This is a genomic window from Wenjunlia tyrosinilytica, from assembly GCF_014646055.1.
Lineage (GTDB): Bacteria > Actinomycetota > Actinomycetes > Streptomycetales > Streptomycetaceae > Wenjunlia > Wenjunlia tyrosinilytica.
Map to the genome: position 1 here is coordinate 61,332 of NZ_BMMS01000015.1, position 19,022 is coordinate 80,353.

Sequence of the window (19,022 nt, forward strand, 5' to 3'; positions counted from 1 at the left end):
TGGCTTCGGCTCTCGCTGTTCGACTCTCGGGGCTTCGGGATCACACCGGTACGACGGCGGGCCAGCGCATGGTGCACGAGCCCCAGGCAAGCCCCCCGCCGAACGCGGTCATCACGATCCGGTCGCCCGGCCGCAGCGACCCGTCCGCCGAGGCGTCGGCCAGGGCCAGGGGGATGGACGCCGCCGCGGTGTTGCCCACCCGGTCGAGGTTGACCGCGCACCGGTCCCGGGGCACGCCCAGGCGGTCCGCGACGGCGTGCATGATGCGCAGGTTCGCCTGGTGCGCCACCAGCAGGTCCGGTCCGGCGTCCGCCCAGCCCGAGCGCTCCAGCACCGATTCGGCGGAGGCGACCATGTGCTCCACCGCGTTGCGGAAGACCGCCTTGCCGTACATCCGGAAGTAGCGGTCGGCCCCGTCCGCCCCGCCGTCGCCGGCCGCGACACCGCCCTCTGCGCCGCGCCGCGGATCGCGCGACCCGCCCGACGGGATCATGATCAGGTCGCTGCCCGTGCCGTCGCTGCCCAGGTCGAACGGGCCCAGGGCGCCGTCCTCCCCGGCCTCACCCGCTCGCAGCACCACGGCCCCCGCGCCGTCCCCGAAGATCGCCCTGGTGGAGCGGTCGCCGGGGTCGATGATGGTCGAGAAGGTGTCGGCGCCCACGACGAGCACCCGGTCCGCCGTGCTGGTCGCGATCAGCCCCGCCGCCGTGGCCAGCGCGTACACGAAGCCCGTGCAGACGGCGACCACGTCGAAGGCCGAGATCGTGCCCAGTCCCAGCCGGGAGGCGACCAGCGGAGCCGTCGCGGGGCACAACCGGTCCGGAGTGGTGGTGGCCAGGACCAGGGCGTCCACCGACTCGACGCCGGCCGACTTCAGTGCCCGGCCACCCGCCTCGACGGCCAGGTCCGAGGTCGCCATCGAGGCGTCGGCGATGTGCCGCTGCCCGATCCCCGTCCGGCTGCGGATCCACTCGTCGGTGGTGTCCAGGGTCCTGGACAGGTCCTCGTTGGTCTCCACCCGCGGCGGCAGCCACGTGCCGAGCCCGGACACCACCGCCGCGCGCCCGGTGGTCATCGTGTCGCCCCGGTGGGGGCCGCCTCGAGCCGGCGGACCTCTTCGCTGACCTCGCCGAGGTATCCGGAGACCTCGCGGTACGAACCGAGCACCGTGGTCTCGTGGTACGGCAGCCCCTTGCGCAGGCAGTAGTCCTTCACCAGCGGCTGCGCCCGGCGCAGATTGCCGCGCGGCATGGTCGGGAAGAGATGGTGCTCGATCTGGTAGTTGAGCCCGCCGTAGAAGAACTGGGTGACGGGGTTCGGACGCAGGTTGCGCGAGGTGACGACCTGCCGGGTGAGCCAGTCCCACTCCTCGCCGTCGCCGTCGCGAACGGGCAGCCCCTTGTGGTTCGGGGCGAAGAGCATGCCCATGTACAGGCCGAACAGGGCCTGGTGGATCACGATGAACACGACCGCCTTGAGCGGGGACAGGACATGGAACACGCCCCAGAGGTACGCGGCCAGGTGCAGGGTGAGCGCGGTCAGCTCCATCTTCTTGTAGCGCTTGAGGGCGCCCCTGCGGGCGGCGATGTAGCCCGACAGGTGCAGCCGAAGGCCCTCCATCAGCACCGTGACGTAGAACATCCACGACTGGTGCCGCACGATGAACCGGGCCACCGCGCCCTGGCGGCGCTCGCTGTGACCGGGGTCGAAGATGACCTGGCGGCGCAGGATGTCGGGGTCCTTGGACAGGTGGTTGGGGAAGTTGTGGTGCGCGGTGTGGTGGCCCACCCACCAGCCGAAGCTCACCCCGGACAGCAGATTGCCGTGCACATAGCCGACGATCTCGTTGCCGAGCCTTCGGCCGGTGATCTGCCGGTGGCCGGCGTCATGGCCGATCAGGTCGGTCTGTGTGCTGGCGAAGGCGATGGCGACCGCGAGAGCCGCCTGCCACCAGGAGTCGCCCAGGAGGGCGAAGGCGGTCCAGCACACGGCGAGCAGCATCGCGTTCTGGACGATCTTGTAGGTGAAGTAGCCGGGGCGTGAGTCCATCAGCCCGGCTGCCTTGACCAGGCGGGACACCTCGTCGAAGCTCCCGCTGTGGGCGAGCGCCGACGCCGAGGTGTCCACCCCGTCCGCGTGGCCGAGTTCGGTCATATCGCTTCCTCCAGCCCCATGTAGGCCAGCCGCTGGCGCTGCATCCGGTCGGCCCACTCGTGCGCGGTGGCCACCCGCTCGTCGACGGTGGTGTCCACCAGCCGGCGGCCGGGCCAGATCTCGTAGTCGCCCGCGATGTCCGCGTGCTCCTCCAGCCCCTGCTGGAACAGCCCCTCGCGGCGCAGCATCATGTCGGTCGCGGGCAGCTCGCCCCACATCTGCTGACCGTCCTTGATCAGCTTCAGGATGCGGTCCTTCTCCTCCGGGTGCTTCAGCAGGTACTCACGGGCGATGGAGCTGCCGACCGTCAGATGCCGGATCTCGTCGATCGCCGCGCCCCGTTCGATCTCCGAGGCCGCCGGGTCGAAGACCCGCCACTTGCGCTCGCTCAGCTCGGCGGCGGGCGCCAGCACCCCCTCGACGAGGATGGTCAGCACGACCACGCCGCCGATGAAGTCGCTCTCGTCGCGCAGCACCCTCAGGCCCAGGTTCTCCAGCGGCACCAGCACCCGGTCCCGGTCGTGCTCGGCCAGCCGCTCGATCGACTCGAACAGCCGCTCCTTCGGGATGCCCAGGTCCAGCAGATGGCTGCGGAAGACCATCGCGTGCCGCGCCTCGTCCATCAGCTGGGTGGCGTAGAACTCCATCGAGTCGATGTCCGGGGCCAGCGCCACCAGGTAGGAGATCGCCCTCGTCGCCTTCTCCTCGGCCATGGAGCGGAACGCCAGCTCCTGGGTGAGGGAGTCGTTGAGCGGACCCGGACGGCTGACGATGTCCAGGGTGCCCACGTCGTCGGCGTGGCCGAGGACCTTGCCGCGCAGGGTGCCCTGGGGGACGGAGCGGAACCAGTACTGCAGATTGCAGGACTGCGCCGTCAGTTCGAGGTTCATCGCCCCGTCTACGAGGGAGGGCGCGCGCTCCCAGTCGGCCTCTGCGGGGATGGTGGTGTCGGACATCGTCAACTCCTGGGCTCGAGCTGCTCGACGAGCAGGTCGCGGTCGGCGACGGAGGCGGTGAACTCGCTGCGGAAGCGCAGGTATGCCGGGTCGGCCACGGGCTCGAAGTGCAGCGCGAAGGGCTTGAGGAAGTTGCCGAACAGCGCACGGTCCCCGAACAGGTGGATGGGCAGCACCAGCAGTGCCCATTCCGGCCCGGCCGCCCAGATCCAGATCAGGGCCACCAGGCCCTGCGTGACCAGGCTGTGCATCGTGTTGTACAGGACGTAGTAGGCCTTGGAGATCCGCTTGTCCGCGCTGCGGTGGTAGGCGATCGCCCCCGGGATGTACCCGATGAGGTCGATGTAGAGGAACAGCGCCACCGCAGGAATCCAGCGCACGTCCCCGATGTGGGCGAAGAACAGCACCAGGGAGACGATCAGGCCGAGCCCGTACTCGGCCCGGTGCAGCCCGTAGGTGGTGGGCGTCTCGAAGAAGTTGCGCTGGTCCATCACCGGCCTCCGACCGCGACGGCCTCGGCCTGCTCGACCGCGCGGGCGAGCGCGTCGTCGCCGACCACCGAGGCACTGTCGAACAGGCTGATCACGACCCGGGCGATGGTCTCCTTGAGCACCCGCTCGGCGACCGGGTCCAGGATCCCGGCCAGGCTCGGGATGCCGAAGTCGAACTCGGCGGCGAAGCCGATCAGGCAGCCGGTGCCGTCGGGGGTGACCTTCCAGGTGCCGGAGAAGTCCGCGAAGTCGCCGTCCACCTGGCTGAACTCGATCAGCAGGCCCGGCCGGTCGAACCGGTCGGCCTCGGTCCAGGTGAGGATTCCGTTGCGGAAGTACACCTCCCAGTCGCTCTGTTCCTCGTTCTCGGACACCTCGTGCACGGTCACCGAGCGCACCACGTCGCTGAGTTCGGGATAGCGGGAGAAGTCCTTGATCGTGTCGAAAGCCGCGCCCGGTTCGACATCGTCGACGCGGACGGTCAGTTCTGCGCTGCGCATGCGCTTCAGCCACCTTCTGATGTCGGTGCGTACCGGGCCGCCTGCAACTGGCAGGCGCGGTCGACTGCCTCGTAGAGGAACTCCACATCGCCCCTGGTCATGACCGCGGGCGGGGTGAGACGCAGTACGAGGTGGGAGTTGAGGGAGTGATTCGCCACGACGCCCTGCATGGCAAGTTCGATGAGCAGGTCGCCCGCCGGGCCCGGTTCGGCGAACTCGATGCCCAGCAGCAGTCCCCGGCCCCGGACTTCGCGCACGGCGCCGCCGAAGTGGCCGCGGACGATCCCGCCGAGCCGTGGCAGCAGTTCCTCGCCGAGCTCGCGCGCGCGCCCGACCAGGTCCTCCTCCCGCATCGCCGCTATCGCCCCGCGCGCGGCCGCCATGGACAGCGGCGCCTGGGAGAACGTCGAGGTGTGCAGGTAGGGGTCCTTGTCGAAGACGGAGAACGCCTGGCGGGTGGCGACCGCGGCCGAGACCGGGACGATGCCGCCGCTGAGGCCCTTGCCGACGAGCATCACATCGGGGGTGACGCCCTCGGCGTCCGCTCCCCACCACGAGCCCAGGCGGCCCATCCCGGTCTGGATCTCGTCCAGCACGAAGAACGCGCCATGGCGGCGGCACAGGTCCCGCACCGCGGTGAGATAGCCGGGCGGCGGGATGATCACGCCGGCCTCGCCCTGCACCGGCTCCACGAAGACCGCGCACTCGCCGGGGTGGGCGGCCAGGACCGCCTCCAGCGCGTCCGCGTCGCCGTACGGCACATGCGAGGTCTGCGGCAGCAGCGGGCGGAAGGGGTCCTGGAAGACCGCCTTGCCGGTCAGGCTCAGCGCACCCATCGTCTTGCCGTGGTAGCCGTTCTCCGTCGCGACCAGGTGGCGCTTGCCGTGGGTGCGCGCCATCTTGATCGCGGTCTCCACGACCTCGGCCCCGGACTGCGCGAAGTGCACCCGCTCCAGGCCGGGCGGGGCGACCGAGACCAGCGCGTCGGCGGCGAGCGCCGCGGACGGCTCGAGGAAGATCCGGGTCGCGACGGGGTGCGAGTGCAGCTGCTCGCAGACATGGCGGACCACCGTGGGGTGGCGGGCGCCCATCAGCAGGACGCCGTAGCCGCCGCAGTTGAGGAACCGCTTGCCCTCGCTCGTGGTGACCCAGGCGCCCTGCGAGGCCACCTCGATATGGCCGCCGAACATCTCGCCCAGCACCGCCCGGCCCTTGTTCAGGCGCGACCGGTACAGCCGTCCGAGTGCCTCGCGCCCGAGAGCCGCGCCGCCCCGACCGTCGCTGCCCTGCCCGGCGCCGCCCTGCCGGTCCGGGCCGGCCTGCCCGGACGGGGAGACTTCTGTCGTCGGCGAAATACTCATCGTTCTCCTCAGGTCAGGCGCAGCGGACGGCCGGCGACGTGGTCCAGGAAGGGACCGGTGAAGCTGTCGCGGGACGGCGGGTGGAAGGACAGGCCGTGGGCGGCCGCGGTGAGGTAGGCGACGTCGTCGGAGCCGATGAAGGCCATGCCGCCGAGCAGCTCGACGGCCCGGTTCTTGGCGTCGCCCAGCGCGTCCTGGGCGGCGTAGCGGGCGACCAGGGTCTTGCCGAGCGCCGCGTTGTCGGCCTCGCCGTCCATGAGCATGCGGGCCACGCCCTCGAGCAGGAGGTTGGCCGACTCCAGGCGGGTGACGAGCTGGGCACGGTCGGAGTCGCTGCCGCGGCCCCGGGCGACGACCTTGTCCACGAGGGTGGAGACCATCCCCAGGTAGCAGGCGGAGATCAGCAGCTCGAACCAGATGAAGCCCACGGTCTGCAACTGGTCCAGCTCACCGGCGTCGCCGAGCTCGGTGCGCATCAGCAGCTGCTCGTCGACGAAGACGTCGGTCAGCCTGACCTCGTCGCTCTCGGCGCCGGCCAGCGCCCAGGTGGACCAGAACGGGTGGACGGTGATGCCGTCGGTCTGCCGGGGCACCAGCAGGACGGCCATCTCCGAGCCGCCGTCGTCCGTGGGCAGGGCCACGCTCGCGGTGAGCAGGTCCATCGAGTGCGCCAGGCTGCACGGCTTCTTGGAGCCGTTGACGACGAAGCCGCCCTCGGCCTTCGCGGCGTGCATCGTGGGGGTGAGGATGCCCTGGCCGGGGCTGCCCTCGGCGAAGCCCGAGGCCACCAGCAGCCCCTGCTCGGCTATGCCTTCCAGCAGGGCCCACTCCATGCCGCTGCTCTGGATGCTGTCGGCGAGGGTGAACAGGGTGGCGACGGAGAAGTGGTGCATCGTCGTGCCGACCGCCAGCGAGGGGGCGCGTGAGGCCAGGGCCCGGGTCACGGCCAGGGCCTGGAGCGGATCGGCGCCCGCCCCCTTGTACTCCTTGGGGATCACCAGGCCGGGACCGCCGTGGGAGCGGAAGTGCCCGAGGGCCGGGCTGTCCGGTGCTTCGAGCTCCTTGAGCGGGGTCTCGGCGAGGAGGTCCAGCAGTCCGGGCAGAAACGCCTCGCAGGTCTGACTCGCGACTTCCAGCGAACGCATGGGGGTCCTCGGTTCTCGTTCCGGCTGGTGGGTGAACGGGTCCGGGCGCTCCTGCCGGGGCGGGCCCGGGCCCGGAATTGACGAAGGATCAGGAGGCCTCGCGCATGGCCTTCCACGCTCCGAAGACCGATTCCTTGGGGGGAGTGCCGTCGTCGGCGACGGCGACGCCCTGCACGTGCGAGGTCCGCAGGATCGGGTAGTTCGCCTCGCCGAAGACGCCCCCGGTCAGACCGGTGCCGCCATGGGTGGGCAGATAGGGCAGGAACCCGATGTGGGAGTCGTTGACCTTCAGCAGGCCCGCCTGGGTGATCCTGGAGACGAACCGGTCCACGACCTCGGGGTCGCGTGCCCACACCGAGTTGCGCAGCCCGTACTCGTTGCTGTTGACGAAGTCGATGAACCGCTCGAGCAGCACCTCGTCGTCCTCGGCCTCCGCGGCGATCACCGGCAGCAGCGGGAAGAAGGTCTCGTGGCGGACCGCGTTGACCTCACGGGCGTCCTTCAGTCCGCGCACCAGGACCACCGTGGGCTCGAGGAAGATCCCGGCCGGGTCGCGGGAGCCGTCGGCGGCCATCGCGTGGCCGCCGCACACCAGCTCCGCGCCCTTGGCCAGCGCGTCCTCCAGGCAGGTGAAGAACTTCTCGTTGCGCAGCACCGGCGTCAGGAGCACATCCTCCTCGCCCGGGTGCCCGGCGGTGATCAGGGACACCTCCTGGGCCAGCAGGCGCACCAGCTCGTCGGCGATGTCGGGGTGGGCCACGACCTGGTTGGGGATCATGCACAGCTGGCCGGAGCCGTAGAAGCTCTCGGTCAGGGCCTGCGCGGCCAGCGGCAGGTCGGCGTCCTTCCAGACCACCACCGCGTCGTTGCCCGCCAGTTCCAGGATGGGCTTCTTCCCGGCGGCGATGCACTTCTCCTGGAACTTCAGGCCGTTCTCGCTGGTGCCGATGTACATCACGTCGTCGACATCGGGGCTGTCCAGCCATGCCGAGAGCATCGGGGCGGGGTCGCCGCAGACGACGTTGAGTGTCCCGGGCGGCGCGCCGACCTCCTCCAGCACCGGGGCGACGACCTCGTGCAGCACGTACATCACGCCGAACGGACCGCTGCGCGGGGCGCGCACCACCAGGGAGTTGCCCGCCATCACCGAGTTGACGCCCAGCAGGGCGCTCGACAGAGGGGCGTTCTGCGGCGGGTTGAGGCACACCACGCCGTCGGGCTGGCGCCGGACGATGATCCGCCGGGGGCCGTGCCGGAACTCCTGGAGCATCTGCGAGTGGTAGAAGCCGAGGGACTCGGGCCCGAAGCACTCCAGCATGCCGGAGACCTGCCAGCGGGCGAGCGCCAGCGGGTGGCCCTCCTGGACCAGGATCTCGGTGATCTCCTCGGCGCGCTCCTTGAGCCGGTCGTGGATGAGCGAGCCCACCTTGGTCAGCCGGGTGTCCAGGGGGAACGCCGCCCACTTCGGCGCGGCCCGCCCCGCGGCCTCCAGGGCGAGCTGGACGGTGGGCCGGTCGGCCTTGGCGACACGGCCGATGATGCTCGCGGGAAGGTTCTCGGCCGGCACCCTGCCCTGCTCCAGCTTGCGCTTGAGCGTCAGGCTGGAGAACGCGTCCTCGAGCAGGGCGCCGGCGTCGACGACGTAGACCCAGTCGTCGGACGGGACCTGCTTGCCGTCGATGTAGGACAGGTAGGTGCGCACTTGGGAAACGGGTGATTGCTGCGGACCCTGTGCGCCGGTTGCGTCGCCGTCGTGTGCGACCGGGTCCTGGGCGACCGAGCCCGGCCGGTGCGACACCCGAGGCGACAACTCGAGGCTGCTCACGCGTACCCCCGCTTTCTTCTGCCCCTGCGCCCGTCGCAGGCATATGCGAACTGCGTTGCGTCGAATGACTGTCCCAGCAGCCTCTGAGAAGGCCCGGAGACCGCGCTGAGACCGCCTCTTCAGTGGCGTCGAAGACCGATCGGCGACCCTGGCTGCGAACGTGCGGGTCCGGGTGATGGATTGGCAGGGGAGCGGGATGACCACAGTTGACGGAGCGACGGGCACCGACTCGGTTCTTCGCTCGTTGCGGGAGTACGGCGAGAATCCGAGCGCGTTCCTGGCCCTGAACACCGGTAACGAATACTTCACCGACCCTTCCCTGGAAGGGGTCGTCGCCTACCGCCGGGCGGGACGCCATCTGATCCAGTTCGGCGGGCCCTTCGCGCCCGAGGGCGGGCAGGAGGCCTTGCTGCGGGCCTTCCTGGACTTCGCCAAGGAGAGCAGGCGGCGGGTGGTCGCCATCCAGCTGCAGCGCTCCGACGCCGAGCTCTACGCCGAGTCGGGCTTCACCGTGAACCAGGTGGGCGCCTCGTACTCCGTGCACCTGCCCGAGTTCACGCTCAAGGGCTCGAAGTTCATGAAGCTGCGCAACAAGATCTCCCGTGCGAAGCGCAGCGGGCTCGAGGTCGCCGAGGTGCCGCTGGAGGAGTGCCAGGAGGCGGTCGACTCCATCGACCAGCAGTGGCTGCGGTCCAAGGGACGCCATGTGAAGGAGATCGAGTTCCTGGTCGGGCAGTGCGGCGGCCCGGTGCAGCGGGAGCGGCGGCTCTTCCTCGGCCGGGTCGCCGGCGAGCCGGTGGCGTACATCTCCTACTCACCGGCCTTCGGCTCGCGCGCCGGCTGGCTGCACGACCTGAGCCGCCGGACCCCCGGCGTCTCACCGGGGGTCATGGAGGCGATCAACCTCCAGGCCATGGAGGCCTTCCAGCGCGAGGGCGCGCAGTGGCTGCACTTCGGCTTCACCCCCTTCACCAGCCTGTCGCCCGAGGCCGAGGTGTCCACCTCGAGCGCGGGGACGGCGAAGTTCATGCGCTTCCTCGCCGACCACGGGGAGAAGGTGTACCCGGCGAGCAGCCAGTTGGCGTACAAGGAGAAGTGGAACCCCCACCTGGTGCTGCCGGAGTACCTGGCCTTCCACGGGCGGGCGCGCTTCGGGGCGATCTGGCAGATCCTGCGGGTCACCCGCTCCATCTGACGAGCGCGCGACGAGCCGTCGCCCCCGCCCGCGGCGGTCGCGTATCGCCCGCGGCGGCCCTACAGCAGCGCCGGATCCTGCCGGAGGATCTCGTGGAACTTGTCGCGCAGCGCCCGTCCTGGCTCCAGACCCAGATCCTGGGACAGGCGCTGCCGCGTCCGGTGGTAGGCGTCCAGCGCGTCCGCCTGGCGCCCCGAGCGGTACAACGCGGTCATCAGCTGCTCGCAGAACCGCTCGCGCAGGGGGTACTGGGCGTGCAGCTGCTCGAGCTCGGTGATCACGAACCGGTGCATGTCCAGGGCGAGTTTGGCGTCGAAGAGGCGCTCGCGGGCGGTGAGCCGGATCTCGGCGAGCCTGGCGTAGGCCATCCGGCAGATCATGCCCTGGCCGGTGTCGAGCAGGGCGGGCCCGCGCCAGTACCCCAGCGCCTCGGTGAGCAGGTCCACCGCGCGGCGCGGCTGGGCCTCCTGCACGGTCTCGGCCCGCAGCACCAGGTCGTGGAAGCGCAGGGCGTCGACGTCGTTGGGAGGCAGGGCGAGGGTGTATCCGGTGTAGGAGGTCTGCACGACCGAGCGCAGGCTGTCCCGCCCGGTGCGGTCCGCGAGGATTCTGCGCAGCCTCGCGACGTGTCCCTGGAGGGAGTTCTCCGCGTTGCGGGGAGGGTCCTCCGCCCACAGTTCGTCGATCAGGTCGTCCCTGGAGACAGGGCTGCCCGGAGTGAGTGCGAGTACCGCCAGGATCGCCCGCAGCTTCTCGCCCGGGATGCTCAGTGAGATCCCCTCGTCCACCACTTCGAGTGACCCCAGGAGGTTGATCTGCATGTGTGTGTCCGCCCCTTTCGGCGTGCGGCCGGGACTGGCCGGCCCGGCCCGTTCATCCGTGCGCTGCGGTGCGGTTCTGTGCGAAGTGCGTGGTGCGACGTGCGTGGTGCGTGGTGCGACGTGCGTGGTGCGATGTGCGAAGAGCGCGCGGTGCGAGACATGCGTTGTGCGACGTGCCGACGTGCCGACGTGCCGACGTGCCAAGTGCGCATGCCTGTGCTGTGCGCCGTGCGCCGGGTCCCCGGCGGTGCGGCTCGTCGCGGTCCGGCGCCGCACCCGCGACCGGGTCGGCGTCCAGGTGCCGCGGCACCGGCCGAGGTGAGGACGTGAAGCCGTCGTGGCGTACGCGGCGGTAACCGCGCCGTCACGGTGACAGCCGCACTCACAGCGTCGATCGACGCGGGGTCCGGTCCTGCTGGACCGGCAACCGCCTCATCATGCGCAAATTGTCCGCCCCCGGCTCGAGGTCCGGTCGACCTCGCATCGTGCGTGTGTTCGTACGCTGAGCCGTATTACGGGGGACATGGCACGGGGGAGCCTATGACAACGAAGCAAGGTGCCGCCCCGCGTGAGGCGGGCGATCCGCACTGCCTGCGCGAGGGAGAGGCGGCACGACTGCTGGAGCGGGCCCCCTGGCGCCGTTTCGTGGTGCTGGGGGACGGAGTGGCCGAGGGCAGGGGTGACCCGGTCGAGGGCTACGGCCAGGGGGGCTGGGCGGGAAGGGTCGCCGCCGCCCTGCGCGAGGTGCGTCCTGAGCTGGCGTACCTCAATCTCGCCAAGCGCTCGCTGGTCGCCGCCCAGGTGCGGTCCCAGCAGTTGGAGGCCGCCTTGAACTTCACCTGCGACCTCGCCGCCGTGGTCTGCGGCGCGCAGGACGTGCTGCGCCGCTCCTTCGACCCCGACGCCACCGAGGTGGAGCTGAGCCGCGTCATCGCGCCCCTGCGCGACGCGGGGTGCGACGTCCTGACGATGAGCCAGTTCGACATCACCCGCTCGGGCCTCGTCCCGGAGGAGGAGTCGCCCGCCCTGCGCGAGCGCCTGCGGGTACTCGCCGAGCGCACGCAGGCGGTCTCGCTGCGGCACGGCGCGCTGCACGTCGACCTGACCCTCCATCCGGCCGCGGCGGATCCCGGTGTCCACAGCGCGGACCACCGCCACCCGAGCGCGCGCGGCCACGCCGTCGCGGGCGCCGAGGCGGTCCGCAGGCTGGGCGCCCGGCTCCTCGAGCGCTAGCGCTGTCCACCGATCGGCCGTGGAGCCTCGTTGACGGCTCCGGGGGCCGCTCCTAGAATCCGAACGTCGGTATGTTCCTGTGGTGAGGTGGTGCGCATGGCTGTCCCGTCCCGGACCGTCCCCGCCCGTCCCCGCCGCCGGACCCAGCGCGAGCGCAGCGAGGCGACCTCGGGCGATCTGCTCGACGCCGCACGGGAGTTGTTCGCCCGGGACGGCTACGCCGCCACCTCGCTCGAGGCCGTCTGCGAACGTGCCGGGGTGAGCAAGGGCGGCCTGTACCACCACTTCAGGAACAAGGAGGACCTCTTCCGCGTGGTCTGCGCCGCCGAGCAGAAGCGGCTCGCCGCGGCCGTCTCCGCCGCCTACCGCGCCACCCCCGACGACTCCTGGCTCGCGGTGTACGAGGGCTGCCGCGCCTTCCTCGAGGCCTCCATGGATCCGGCCGTCCAGCGCATCACACTCCTGGACGCGCCCGGCGCCCTCGACGGGTCGGTGCTGCGGGAGATCCGCTCCGGCTGCCAGGACCTGATGAAGGCCGCCGTGGAGCGGGCCGTGTCCGAGTGCCGGATCGCGCGGCGCCCGGTCGAGCCGCTGGCCACGCTGCTGTACGGGGGCATATGCGAGGCGGCGATGGCGATCGCCCGATCGCCGCGCCAGGAGGAACTGCGCCGGGAGACCCTCGGTGAACTCCGCTCGTTCCTGGCCGCCCTCGCCGTGGAGGCGGCCGCACTCGCCCGCTAGTGCCTGCCACGTCTCCCCGTATCCGCGTATCCCCGCATCCCCGCGTCCCGGCCGCCTGCGGGGTCCCGGTTGGCACGGCACCCTGAATCCCGACTCGAGCGCCTCTGGTTACCGGCCCGTCAGGCCGCGTACGAGCAGGACACGAGGTCCACTCCCTACCCTCTAGGCGCTGCACGGCAGGCCGCTTGCCCATGACCTGCCGAGCGGGCGGCCGGCGCTGCGCTTCGGCCTCGATGCCCCGCCGGATCGGCGCCCCGCGCCCCGCCTCGTCGCCCGCTGCGCCATATGCGCCATGAGGAGGTGAACGCGGACGGGTTCGCTCTCTCGAGGGACGCTCGAGCCGTACCGGACCGCTCTCCGGAGATGGGGCGCGGACCCTTTCCGATACCGGAAAGCCCCTGATGGGGGGCCATGCACAGGCCTTGGTCGCGGAGCGTGGGGTCCATGGCTCCGGTTGACGTCCACTCGCCCGGCAGAATACATTCCGACCATCGGTATGTAGGAGGCATGAGAGGCATGATGAGTAATCAGACTCCAGGCGCAGCGGCCCGACGTGGTTATCTGCCCTTGTTGTTGCTCGCATCCGGTGCGACATTCCTGGCCGTCCTCGACGTGACGATCGTCAACCTGGCCATCCCCGACCTGCACAACGACTTCGACAGCGCGGACATCGCGGACCTGTCATGGGTCGTCACGCTCTACGCCACGCTCTTCGCCGCCCTGCTCGCCCCCGCGGGCAGACTCGCCGACGTCATCGGCAGGCGGTCCCTGTTCATCGCGGGCATGGGCGGCTTCACGCTCATGTCCCTGCTGTGCGCGCTCGCGCCCAACCTCGGCCTGCTGCTCGGGGCGCGGGCCCTGCAGGGCGCCAGCGCCGCCGCGATGATCCCCGCGTCGCTGGCCATCGTGCTCGCCGACACCCCGCCCGAGCGCCGCAGGGCGGCCATCGGCCAGTGGAGCGCCGCCTCCGCCCTCGCCGCGGCGGTCGGACCCTCCGTCGGCGGTGTCCTGGTCGACCAGTTCGGCTGGCGGTCGCTGTTCCTGATCAATGTGCCCTTCGGCATTATCCTGCTGCTGTTCGCCGGCATCATTCCCCGCACCACCCGCCCCGAGGGCAGCAGGCTCCCCGACCTGCTCGGCACGCTCCTGCTCGGCACCGGCATCGGCCTGCTGAGCCTGGGCATCTCCAAGGGCAGCGACTGGGGCTGGGGCGCGGCCGCGACCCTCGGCTGCCTGATCGGCGGCGCGCTCGCCATGGGCCTGACGCTCTGGCGCTCCAACCACCACCCCGTTCCGGCCGTGGAGACCTCGCTGTGGCGCAGCCGCACCTTCGCGCTGGCCAACGCCTCGTCCTTCTTCTACGGCGCCGCGCTGTTCGCCTGGCTGCTCGTCGGCGTCCTGTACGTCACGACCCTGTGGCACTGGTCGGAGCTGAAGGCGGGCCTGGCGATGACCCCAGGCGCCTTCGCGGCGACCTTCGTGGCCCTGTACGCGGGCAACCTCCAGGCCAAGTACGGTCCCCGCTTCGTCGTGGTCTCGGGCTCGCTGATCCTGGCGGCCACCGGGCTGTTCCTCGCCTTCACCCTGCCCGACCACTCGATGTTCTGGGCCTACTGGCTGCCGCTGGGCACCGTTGCCGGTATCGGCATGGGCGCCATCACCACCGGCACCTCGACCGCCGCGGCGCTGTCGGTCTCCCCGCTGCGCTTCGCCGGAGCGACCGGCCTGAACCAGACGGCCCGCCAGGTCGGCGGCGCCCTGGGCATCGCCACCCTGGCCACCATGCTCACCGATGTCCAGCTGACCACGGACGACTTCGGCAAGGTCTACCTCTTCGCCGGGATCTCCTCGCTCCTGGCGGCCCTGACCGGACTCGGACTCGTCTTCAAGGCGGCGCCCGCCCCGGCGGCCACCACCGACCCGGCCGCCGCCGACGCCGCCGCCTCGGACAGGCAGGCCTCGGCCGCGTCCCAGGAGAAGGCCGCCAGTTGACGACGGACCGCCGCGACCCCGACAAGGAGACCCACCGAAATGACGAGCACGCAGGCGCAGCCACCGGACGACACCTCACTCGAGGCGCAGGACCCGTACCTGCTCGACGACGACTCCACCACCAAGTTCCTGAACGGAGCGCCGTGGAAGCGGTACGCGGTCCTGGGGGACAGCATCGCCCAGGGTGTCCGCGAGGCGGTGCCGGGTTACGCGGACAGCTCGTGGGCGGAGCGCCTCGCCGGTTCGCTGCGGCGCGTCCAGCCCGACCTGGAGTACCGCAACTTCGGTGAGCGCGACCTGGTGGCGGCCAAGGTGCGCTCCACCCAGCTGGAGCCCGCGCTGGAGTTCGCCCCGGACCTCGCCGCCGTCCTCGCGGGCGGCAACGACATCCTGGGGCGCAGCTTCGACGCCGACGCCGTCGAGGTGGAGCTCGCCCGGATGATCTCCGCGCTGCGGGCCAGGGGCACCACGGTCGTCACCATGGGGCTGTTCGACATCACACAGTCCCCGTACGTCCCCGAGAAGTACCGCCCGATCATGCAGGAGCGGCTGCGGGTGCTCGCCGAGCACACCCGCGCCGTCTCCGACCGCATGGGCTGCCTGTACGTCGACCTGCCCGGTCACCCCGCGGGCGGCGAGGAGATCTACTCCCAGGACGGCCTGCACCTCAACACCCGCGGCCACGCGGTCGTGGCCACCGAGACGGTGCGAAGGATCGCCGAGCACCTGGGCAACTCCGCCTGACGCACACCCGTTGTCCCCGCCGCCGCTTCCCCGACCCCGAAGCGCCGGACGCGGGCCGGCACCGCCCCGACCGGGCGCCCGCTTCCCAGGGGCGCCCGGCGCGGGCGTTCCCGGACCCGAAGTCCCCGGCGGGGAACGGAGAGTTCAGAGCCGCCCTCGCGAGTCCCGGGCCGGGACCGGCGCTTCGGCGGTGACACCGGCGGCGCCGAGCGGAGATCCCGCTGAGACCGGTGTGTCAGAGGGATCTGGCGCATCCTCGCGACACTGGCTGCGCGCCGCGCACCCGGCCCTCGTCCGTCCGTATCCGACCCGTTGGAAGGCCACCGGCATGACAGGCACGAGCTCCGACGCCGCCCCTCAGTTCTCGTACCCCATACCCCGCACCTCGCCCAACGAGCCGCCGTGCGAGTACGCGAAGCTGCGCGCCGAGCAGCCCGTCTGCCCCATCTCGCTGCCGACCGGCCACCCGGCGTGGCTCATCACGCGCTACGAGGACGTCAAGACGGTCCTGTCGGACCACAGGTTCAGCCGGGAGGCGCTCTTCCGCGACGGAGCGCCCAGGGCGCAGCTGATCGAGCCGGACTCCAACAGCGTGATCAGCATGGACCCCCCGCGCCACACGGTCATCCGCAACCTGGTCAACCGGGAGTTCACCCCCCGGCGGGCCGAGAATCTGCGCCCGAAGATCCAGGAGGTCGTGGACACCCTGCTGGACGACATGGCCCGCCGGAGCGCGCCGGTGGACCTCAATGCCACGCTGGCCCGCCCGATGGCCCTGCAGATCATCTGCGAACTGCTCGGGATCCCGATCGAGGACCAGCACAAGTTCGGCAGCTGGTGCGACCACTTCATGTCGCTGACCAAGTACACGGCGCAGGAGATCATCCGCTCCAACACGGAGATGCGGGACTACTTCGACCGGCTCATCGTCGCCAAGCGGGCCGAGCCCGGCGAGGACCTGCTCAGCAAGCTCGTCCAGGCCATGGACGAGGAGGAGAAGATCACCAAGGAGGAGCTGATCAGCACCGGGGTGATGCTCCTGCTCGCCGGCCACGACACCACGGTGACGGTCACCGGCGGCGGCGCGGTCATGCTGATGACCCACCCCGACCAGCTGGCGCTGGTGCGTGAGGATCCCGCGCTGCTGAACCCCGCGATCGAGGAGATCATCCGCCTGGTCACCCCCGGCGACGGCACCTTCATCCGGATCACCCTGGAGGACGTCGAACTCGGCGGCACCGTCGTGCCGTCGGGCTCCGCCGTCATCGCCCCGATCAGCTCCGCCAACCGCGACGCCTCGGTCTTCCGCGACCCCGACACCATGGACATCCTCCGGGACGACAACAAGCACATCGGGTTCGCCTACGGCACCCACTTCTGCGTGGGCTCCGCGCTCGCCCGCGCCGAACTCCAGATCGGCCTGCGCACCCTTTTCGAGCGCTTCCCCGGTCTCCACCTGACGGTCCCGCCGCAGGAGCTGCGCTGGCGGATGACCGCCGCGCTCGGCGGCTACGAGGAGATCCCCGTCGCCTGGTGAACGGCCGCGGCCGGGCAGCACGTGAGGAGCCGGACATCCGAACGGGGGAGTACCCGCATGACCACCAGGACGGCGTACCGCATCTGCTCGCTGTGCGAGGCCGGATGCGGGCTGGAGATCCAGTTCGACGGCGACCGGGCGACCAAGGTGCGCGGTGACGCCGCCGACCCCTTCAGCAAGGGATACGCCTGCCCCAAGGGCATCGCCCTCGGCGACTTCGACCAGGACCCCGACCGGCTGACCGCGCCGCTGGTGCGCCAGGCCGACGGGAGCTTCGCCGAGGTCGGCTGGGACGAGGCGTTCGCCGCCGTCGAGGCGGGGCTGGGGCGCGTGACCGAGGCGCACGGCAAGGACGCCGTCGCGCTCTACTACGGCAATCCGGTGATCCACACCATCGCCGTGCCCCTGTATCTGCGCCTGCTGCACCAGTTCCTCGGCACCCGCAACCTCTTCGGCTCCAGCACCGTCGACCAGATGCCGAAGAATGTCTCCAGCGGTCTGATGTTCGGTGACCCGTGGGCCGTCCCGGTCCCCGACATCGACCGCACCGACCATCTGCTCGTCCTGGGCGCCAATCCGGTGGTCAGCAACGGCAGCGTCTGGACCGTCCCGGACCTTCCGGGCCGGATCCGGGCGCTGCGGGCCCGCGGCGGGCGTCTTGTGGTGATCGATCCACGCCGCACCAGGACGGCCGAGGTCGCCGACCGGCATGTGGCGGTCCGGCCCGGCACGGACGCCTACCTGCTCTTCGCCATGGTGAACACCCTCCTCCAGGAGGGCCTGGCGGTCGAGCCCGATCCGGACAGGTTCGCCGGGCACGGCGAACTCACCCGGATCGCCGCCGAGTTCACCCCCGAGTCGGTGGCCGCGGTCTGCGGGGTGGACGCGCGGACCGTCCGCACCCTGGCCCGTGAGCTCGCCGCCGCCCGCGCCGCCGCCGTGTACGCCCGTATCGGCGCGTGCACGGCGCCGTTCGCGACCCTGACCAACTGGCTGGTGGACGTGCTCAACACGCTCACCGGAAATCTCGACCGGCCCGGCGGCGCCATGTTCGGTGTGCCGCAGCACAACGCGGTCACCGTCACCGAGCCCTTCGCCATCGGCCGCTGGCACAGCCGGGTGCGGGCACTGCCCGAGGTGATGGGGGAGTTCCCGACGGCGACGCTCGCCGACGAGATCGACACCCCGGGCGAGGGGCAGGTGCGGGCGCTGATCGCGCTCGCGGCGAACCCGGTCCTGGCCGTGCCCAACGGCGAGCGCCTGGACCGCGCACTGGCCGGGCTGGACTTCATGGTCGCCGTCGACCCCTACCTCAACGAGACCACCCGGCACGCCCATGTCGTCCTCCCGCCGCCGCGCCTGATGCAGTCCGGGCACTTCGACATCGTGCTCTCCCGGCTCGCGGTGCGCCGGGTGGCCCGGTACTCACCGCCCTCGCTGCCGCTGGAGCCCGGACGCCCGAGCGAGTCGGCCATCCTCGCCAAACTGACGCTGATCGCCGCCGGGTACGGCGCCGGGGCGGACCCGGCGGCCCTGGACGCGATGGTCGTCGACAAGACCCTCGAGGCGGTCCTCGCGGCCCCCGGCTCCCCGCTGGCGGGGCGGGACCCGGCCGAGCTCAAGGCGATGCTGACCGGAGCGGACAGCGTCGAGCGGCGCCTGGACCTGATGGTCCGGCTCAGCCCCATGGGAGATGTGTTCGGGCTGCGCCCGGACGGGCTCAACCTCGCTGCCCTGCTGGCGAACCCGCACGGCATCGACCTCGGGGAGCTGCTGCCCCGGCTGAACGAGGTGGTCAGGACCGCCTCCGGCCGGGTCGAGCTGTACCCGGAGCCGATCGCGGCCGAGGCGAAGCGGCTGGCCGCGCAGTTGCGCGACACCCAGCCGGGCACCCATGGGCCCAGCGGCTTTCTGCTGGTCGGCCGCCGCCATCTGCGATCGGCCAACGGCTGGACCCACAACATCCCGGCGCTGTCCGGCGGTTCGAACCGCTGCACCCTGGAGATCAACCCCGCCGACGCCGAGCGCCTCGGCATCGAGGCGGGGCAGAAGGTGGAGGTGCGCGGCCGCGCGGGCGAGGTGGTGGTCGAGGCCGAGCCGACGGACCGTGTGGGCCCCGGAGTGGTGAGCCTTCCGCACGGCTGGGGGCACGGCCGCCCCGGCTCGCGGCAGAACCAGGCGGCGCTGCGACCGGGGGTCAACGTCAACGCCCTGACGGACGAGTTCGTGATCGACCCGCTCTCGGGCAACGCGGTGTTCAACGCGGTGCCGGTCGAGGTCGCCCCCGCACGGGGCTGATCAGTCCTCGATCCGGCATCCGTGGAAGC

The 19,022-nt window shown here is 71.2% G+C and carries 16 protein-coding genes; 7 read left to right on the forward strand and 9 right to left on the reverse strand.

Annotation, left to right across the window (positions count from 1 at the left end; genetic code table 11):
- Positions 1-40: 40 nt before the first annotated feature.
- From IEY86_RS18230 to IEY86_RS18265, 8 genes are all read right to left on the reverse strand, one after another.
- Positions 41-1,075 (reverse strand): beta-ketoacyl-ACP synthase III, encoded by a 1,035-nt coding sequence (locus IEY86_RS18230; RefSeq protein WP_189132797.1) that lies wholly within the window; start codon positions 1,073-1,075, stop codon positions 41-43.
- On the reverse strand, positions 1,072-2,154 hold the full coding sequence (locus tag IEY86_RS18235) for a fatty acid desaturase family protein (protein ID WP_189132798.1): 1,083 nt from the start codon (positions 2,152-2,154) through the stop codon (positions 1,072-1,074). The genes IEY86_RS18230 and IEY86_RS18235 overlap by 4 nt, the downstream gene beginning before the upstream one ends.
- The gene (locus IEY86_RS18240) at positions 2,151-3,110 is read right to left on the reverse strand and encodes a ferritin family protein (RefSeq protein ID WP_189132799.1); all 960 of its coding nucleotides are present in this window, start codon (positions 3,108-3,110) and stop codon (positions 2,151-2,153) included. The genes IEY86_RS18235 and IEY86_RS18240 overlap by 4 nt, the downstream gene beginning before the upstream one ends.
- 2 nt (positions 3,111-3,112) lie before the next feature.
- Positions 3,113-3,601 carry a hypothetical protein gene (locus IEY86_RS18245; protein ID WP_189132800.1) on the reverse strand — a complete coding sequence of 163 codons (489 nt, stop codon included), beginning with the start codon at positions 3,599-3,601 and terminating at the stop codon, positions 3,113-3,115.
- Complete coding sequence (locus tag IEY86_RS18250) at positions 3,601-4,101, reverse strand: type II toxin-antitoxin system RatA family toxin (protein WP_189132801.1); 501 nt, start codon at positions 4,099-4,101, stop codon at positions 3,601-3,603. Before IEY86_RS18250 ends, IEY86_RS18245 begins: the two co-directional genes overlap by 1 nt.
- 5 nt (positions 4,102-4,106) lie before the next feature.
- Positions 4,107-5,462: an aspartate aminotransferase family protein gene (locus IEY86_RS18255; RefSeq protein ID WP_189132802.1), complete on the reverse strand. Its 1,356-nt coding sequence runs from the start codon at positions 5,460-5,462 to the stop codon at positions 4,107-4,109.
- An 8-nt stretch (positions 5,463-5,470) separates the two neighbouring features.
- Entirely contained in the window at positions 5,471-6,607 is a 1,137-nt protein-coding gene (locus IEY86_RS18260) for an acyl-CoA dehydrogenase family protein (protein ID WP_189132803.1), read from the reverse strand.
- Positions 6,608-6,695: 88 nt separating this feature from the next.
- Positions 6,696-8,309 (reverse strand): aldehyde dehydrogenase family protein, encoded by a 1,614-nt coding sequence (locus IEY86_RS18265; protein WP_189132804.1) that lies wholly within the window; start codon positions 8,307-8,309, stop codon positions 6,696-6,698.
- A 319-nt stretch (positions 8,310-8,628) separates the two neighbouring features.
- On the opposite strand from IEY86_RS18265, the gene IEY86_RS18270 reads away from it, so the two are divergent.
- Positions 8,629-9,627 carry a bifunctional lysylphosphatidylglycerol flippase/synthetase MprF gene (locus IEY86_RS18270; RefSeq protein WP_189132805.1) on the forward strand — a complete coding sequence of 333 codons (999 nt, stop codon included), beginning with the start codon at positions 8,629-8,631 and terminating at the stop codon, positions 9,625-9,627.
- A gap of 59 nt (positions 9,628-9,686) precedes the next feature.
- Here the strand turns inward: IEY86_RS18270 and IEY86_RS18275 are convergent, their stop codons facing one another.
- Entirely contained in the window at positions 9,687-10,448 is a 762-nt protein-coding gene (locus IEY86_RS18275; protein ID WP_189132806.1) for an AfsR/SARP family transcriptional regulator, read from the reverse strand.
- Positions 10,449-10,988: 540 nt separating this feature from the next.
- On the opposite strand from IEY86_RS18275, the gene IEY86_RS18280 reads away from it, so the two are divergent.
- The 6 genes from IEY86_RS18280 to IEY86_RS18305 all read left to right on the forward strand — a co-directional run bounded on the left by IEY86_RS18280 (position 10,989) and on the right by IEY86_RS18305 (position 18,993).
- Positions 10,989-11,681 carry an SGNH/GDSL hydrolase family protein gene (locus tag IEY86_RS18280; RefSeq protein ID WP_189132807.1) on the forward strand — a complete coding sequence of 231 codons (693 nt, stop codon included), beginning with the start codon at positions 10,989-10,991 and terminating at the stop codon, positions 11,679-11,681.
- Between the two features lie 96 nt (positions 11,682-11,777).
- Complete coding sequence (locus tag IEY86_RS18285; RefSeq protein ID WP_189132808.1) at positions 11,778-12,422, forward strand: TetR/AcrR family transcriptional regulator; 645 nt, start codon at positions 11,778-11,780, stop codon at positions 12,420-12,422.
- A 570-nt stretch (positions 12,423-12,992) separates the two neighbouring features.
- Positions 12,993-14,414 carry an MFS transporter gene (locus IEY86_RS18290; RefSeq protein ID WP_189132809.1) on the forward strand — a complete coding sequence of 474 codons (1,422 nt, stop codon included), beginning with the start codon at positions 12,993-12,995 and terminating at the stop codon, positions 14,412-14,414.
- 39 nt (positions 14,415-14,453) lie between these two features.
- Positions 14,454-15,158, forward strand: a complete 705-nt coding sequence (locus IEY86_RS18295; RefSeq protein WP_189132810.1) for an SGNH/GDSL hydrolase family protein — start codon at positions 14,454-14,456, stop codon at positions 15,156-15,158.
- A gap of 328 nt (positions 15,159-15,486) precedes the next feature.
- Positions 15,487-16,695: a cytochrome P450 gene (locus IEY86_RS18300; protein WP_189132811.1), complete on the forward strand. Its 1,209-nt coding sequence runs from the start codon at positions 15,487-15,489 to the stop codon at positions 16,693-16,695.
- Positions 16,696-16,752: 57 nt separating this feature from the next.
- Positions 16,753-18,993: a molybdopterin-dependent oxidoreductase gene (locus tag IEY86_RS18305; RefSeq protein WP_189132812.1), complete on the forward strand. Its 2,241-nt coding sequence runs from the start codon at positions 16,753-16,755 to the stop codon at positions 18,991-18,993.
- Positions 18,994-19,022: the final 29 nt, after the last annotated feature.

Coding starts and splice junctions, on each gene's coding strand:
- IEY86_RS18280 (WP_189132807.1), top strand. CDS start 10,989: ATGACAACGAAGCAAGGTGCCGCCCCGCGTGAGGCGGGCGATCCGCAC.
- IEY86_RS18255 (WP_189132802.1), bottom strand. CDS start 5,462: ATGAGTATTTCGCCGACGACAGAAGTCTCCCCGTCCGGGCAGGCCGGC.
- IEY86_RS18305 (WP_189132812.1), top strand. CDS start 16,753: ATGACCACCAGGACGGCGTACCGCATCTGCTCGCTGTGCGAGGCCGGA.
- IEY86_RS18275 (WP_189132806.1), bottom strand. CDS start 10,448: ATGCAGATCAACCTCCTGGGGTCACTCGAAGTGGTGGACGAGGGGATC.
- IEY86_RS18240 (WP_189132799.1), bottom strand. CDS start 3,110: ATGTCCGACACCACCATCCCCGCAGAGGCCGACTGGGAGCGCGCGCCC.
- IEY86_RS18295 (WP_189132810.1), top strand. CDS start 14,454: ATGACGAGCACGCAGGCGCAGCCACCGGACGACACCTCACTCGAGGCG.
- IEY86_RS18245 (WP_189132800.1), bottom strand. CDS start 3,601: ATGGACCAGCGCAACTTCTTCGAGACGCCCACCACCTACGGGCTGCAC.
- IEY86_RS18285 (WP_189132808.1), top strand. CDS start 11,778: ATGGCTGTCCCGTCCCGGACCGTCCCCGCCCGTCCCCGCCGCCGGACC.
- IEY86_RS18260 (WP_189132803.1), bottom strand. CDS start 6,607: ATGCGTTCGCTGGAAGTCGCGAGTCAGACCTGCGAGGCGTTTCTGCCC.
- IEY86_RS18270 (WP_189132805.1), top strand. CDS start 8,629: ATGACCACAGTTGACGGAGCGACGGGCACCGACTCGGTTCTTCGCTCG.
- IEY86_RS18235 (WP_189132798.1), bottom strand. CDS start 2,154: ATGACCGAACTCGGCCACGCGGACGGGGTGGACACCTCGGCGTCGGCG.
- IEY86_RS18230 (WP_189132797.1), bottom strand. CDS start 1,075: ATGACCACCGGGCGCGCGGCGGTGGTGTCCGGGCTCGGCACGTGGCTG.
- IEY86_RS18250 (WP_189132801.1), bottom strand. CDS start 4,101: ATGCGCAGCGCAGAACTGACCGTCCGCGTCGACGATGTCGAACCGGGC.
- IEY86_RS18300 (WP_189132811.1), top strand. CDS start 15,487: ATGACAGGCACGAGCTCCGACGCCGCCCCTCAGTTCTCGTACCCCATA.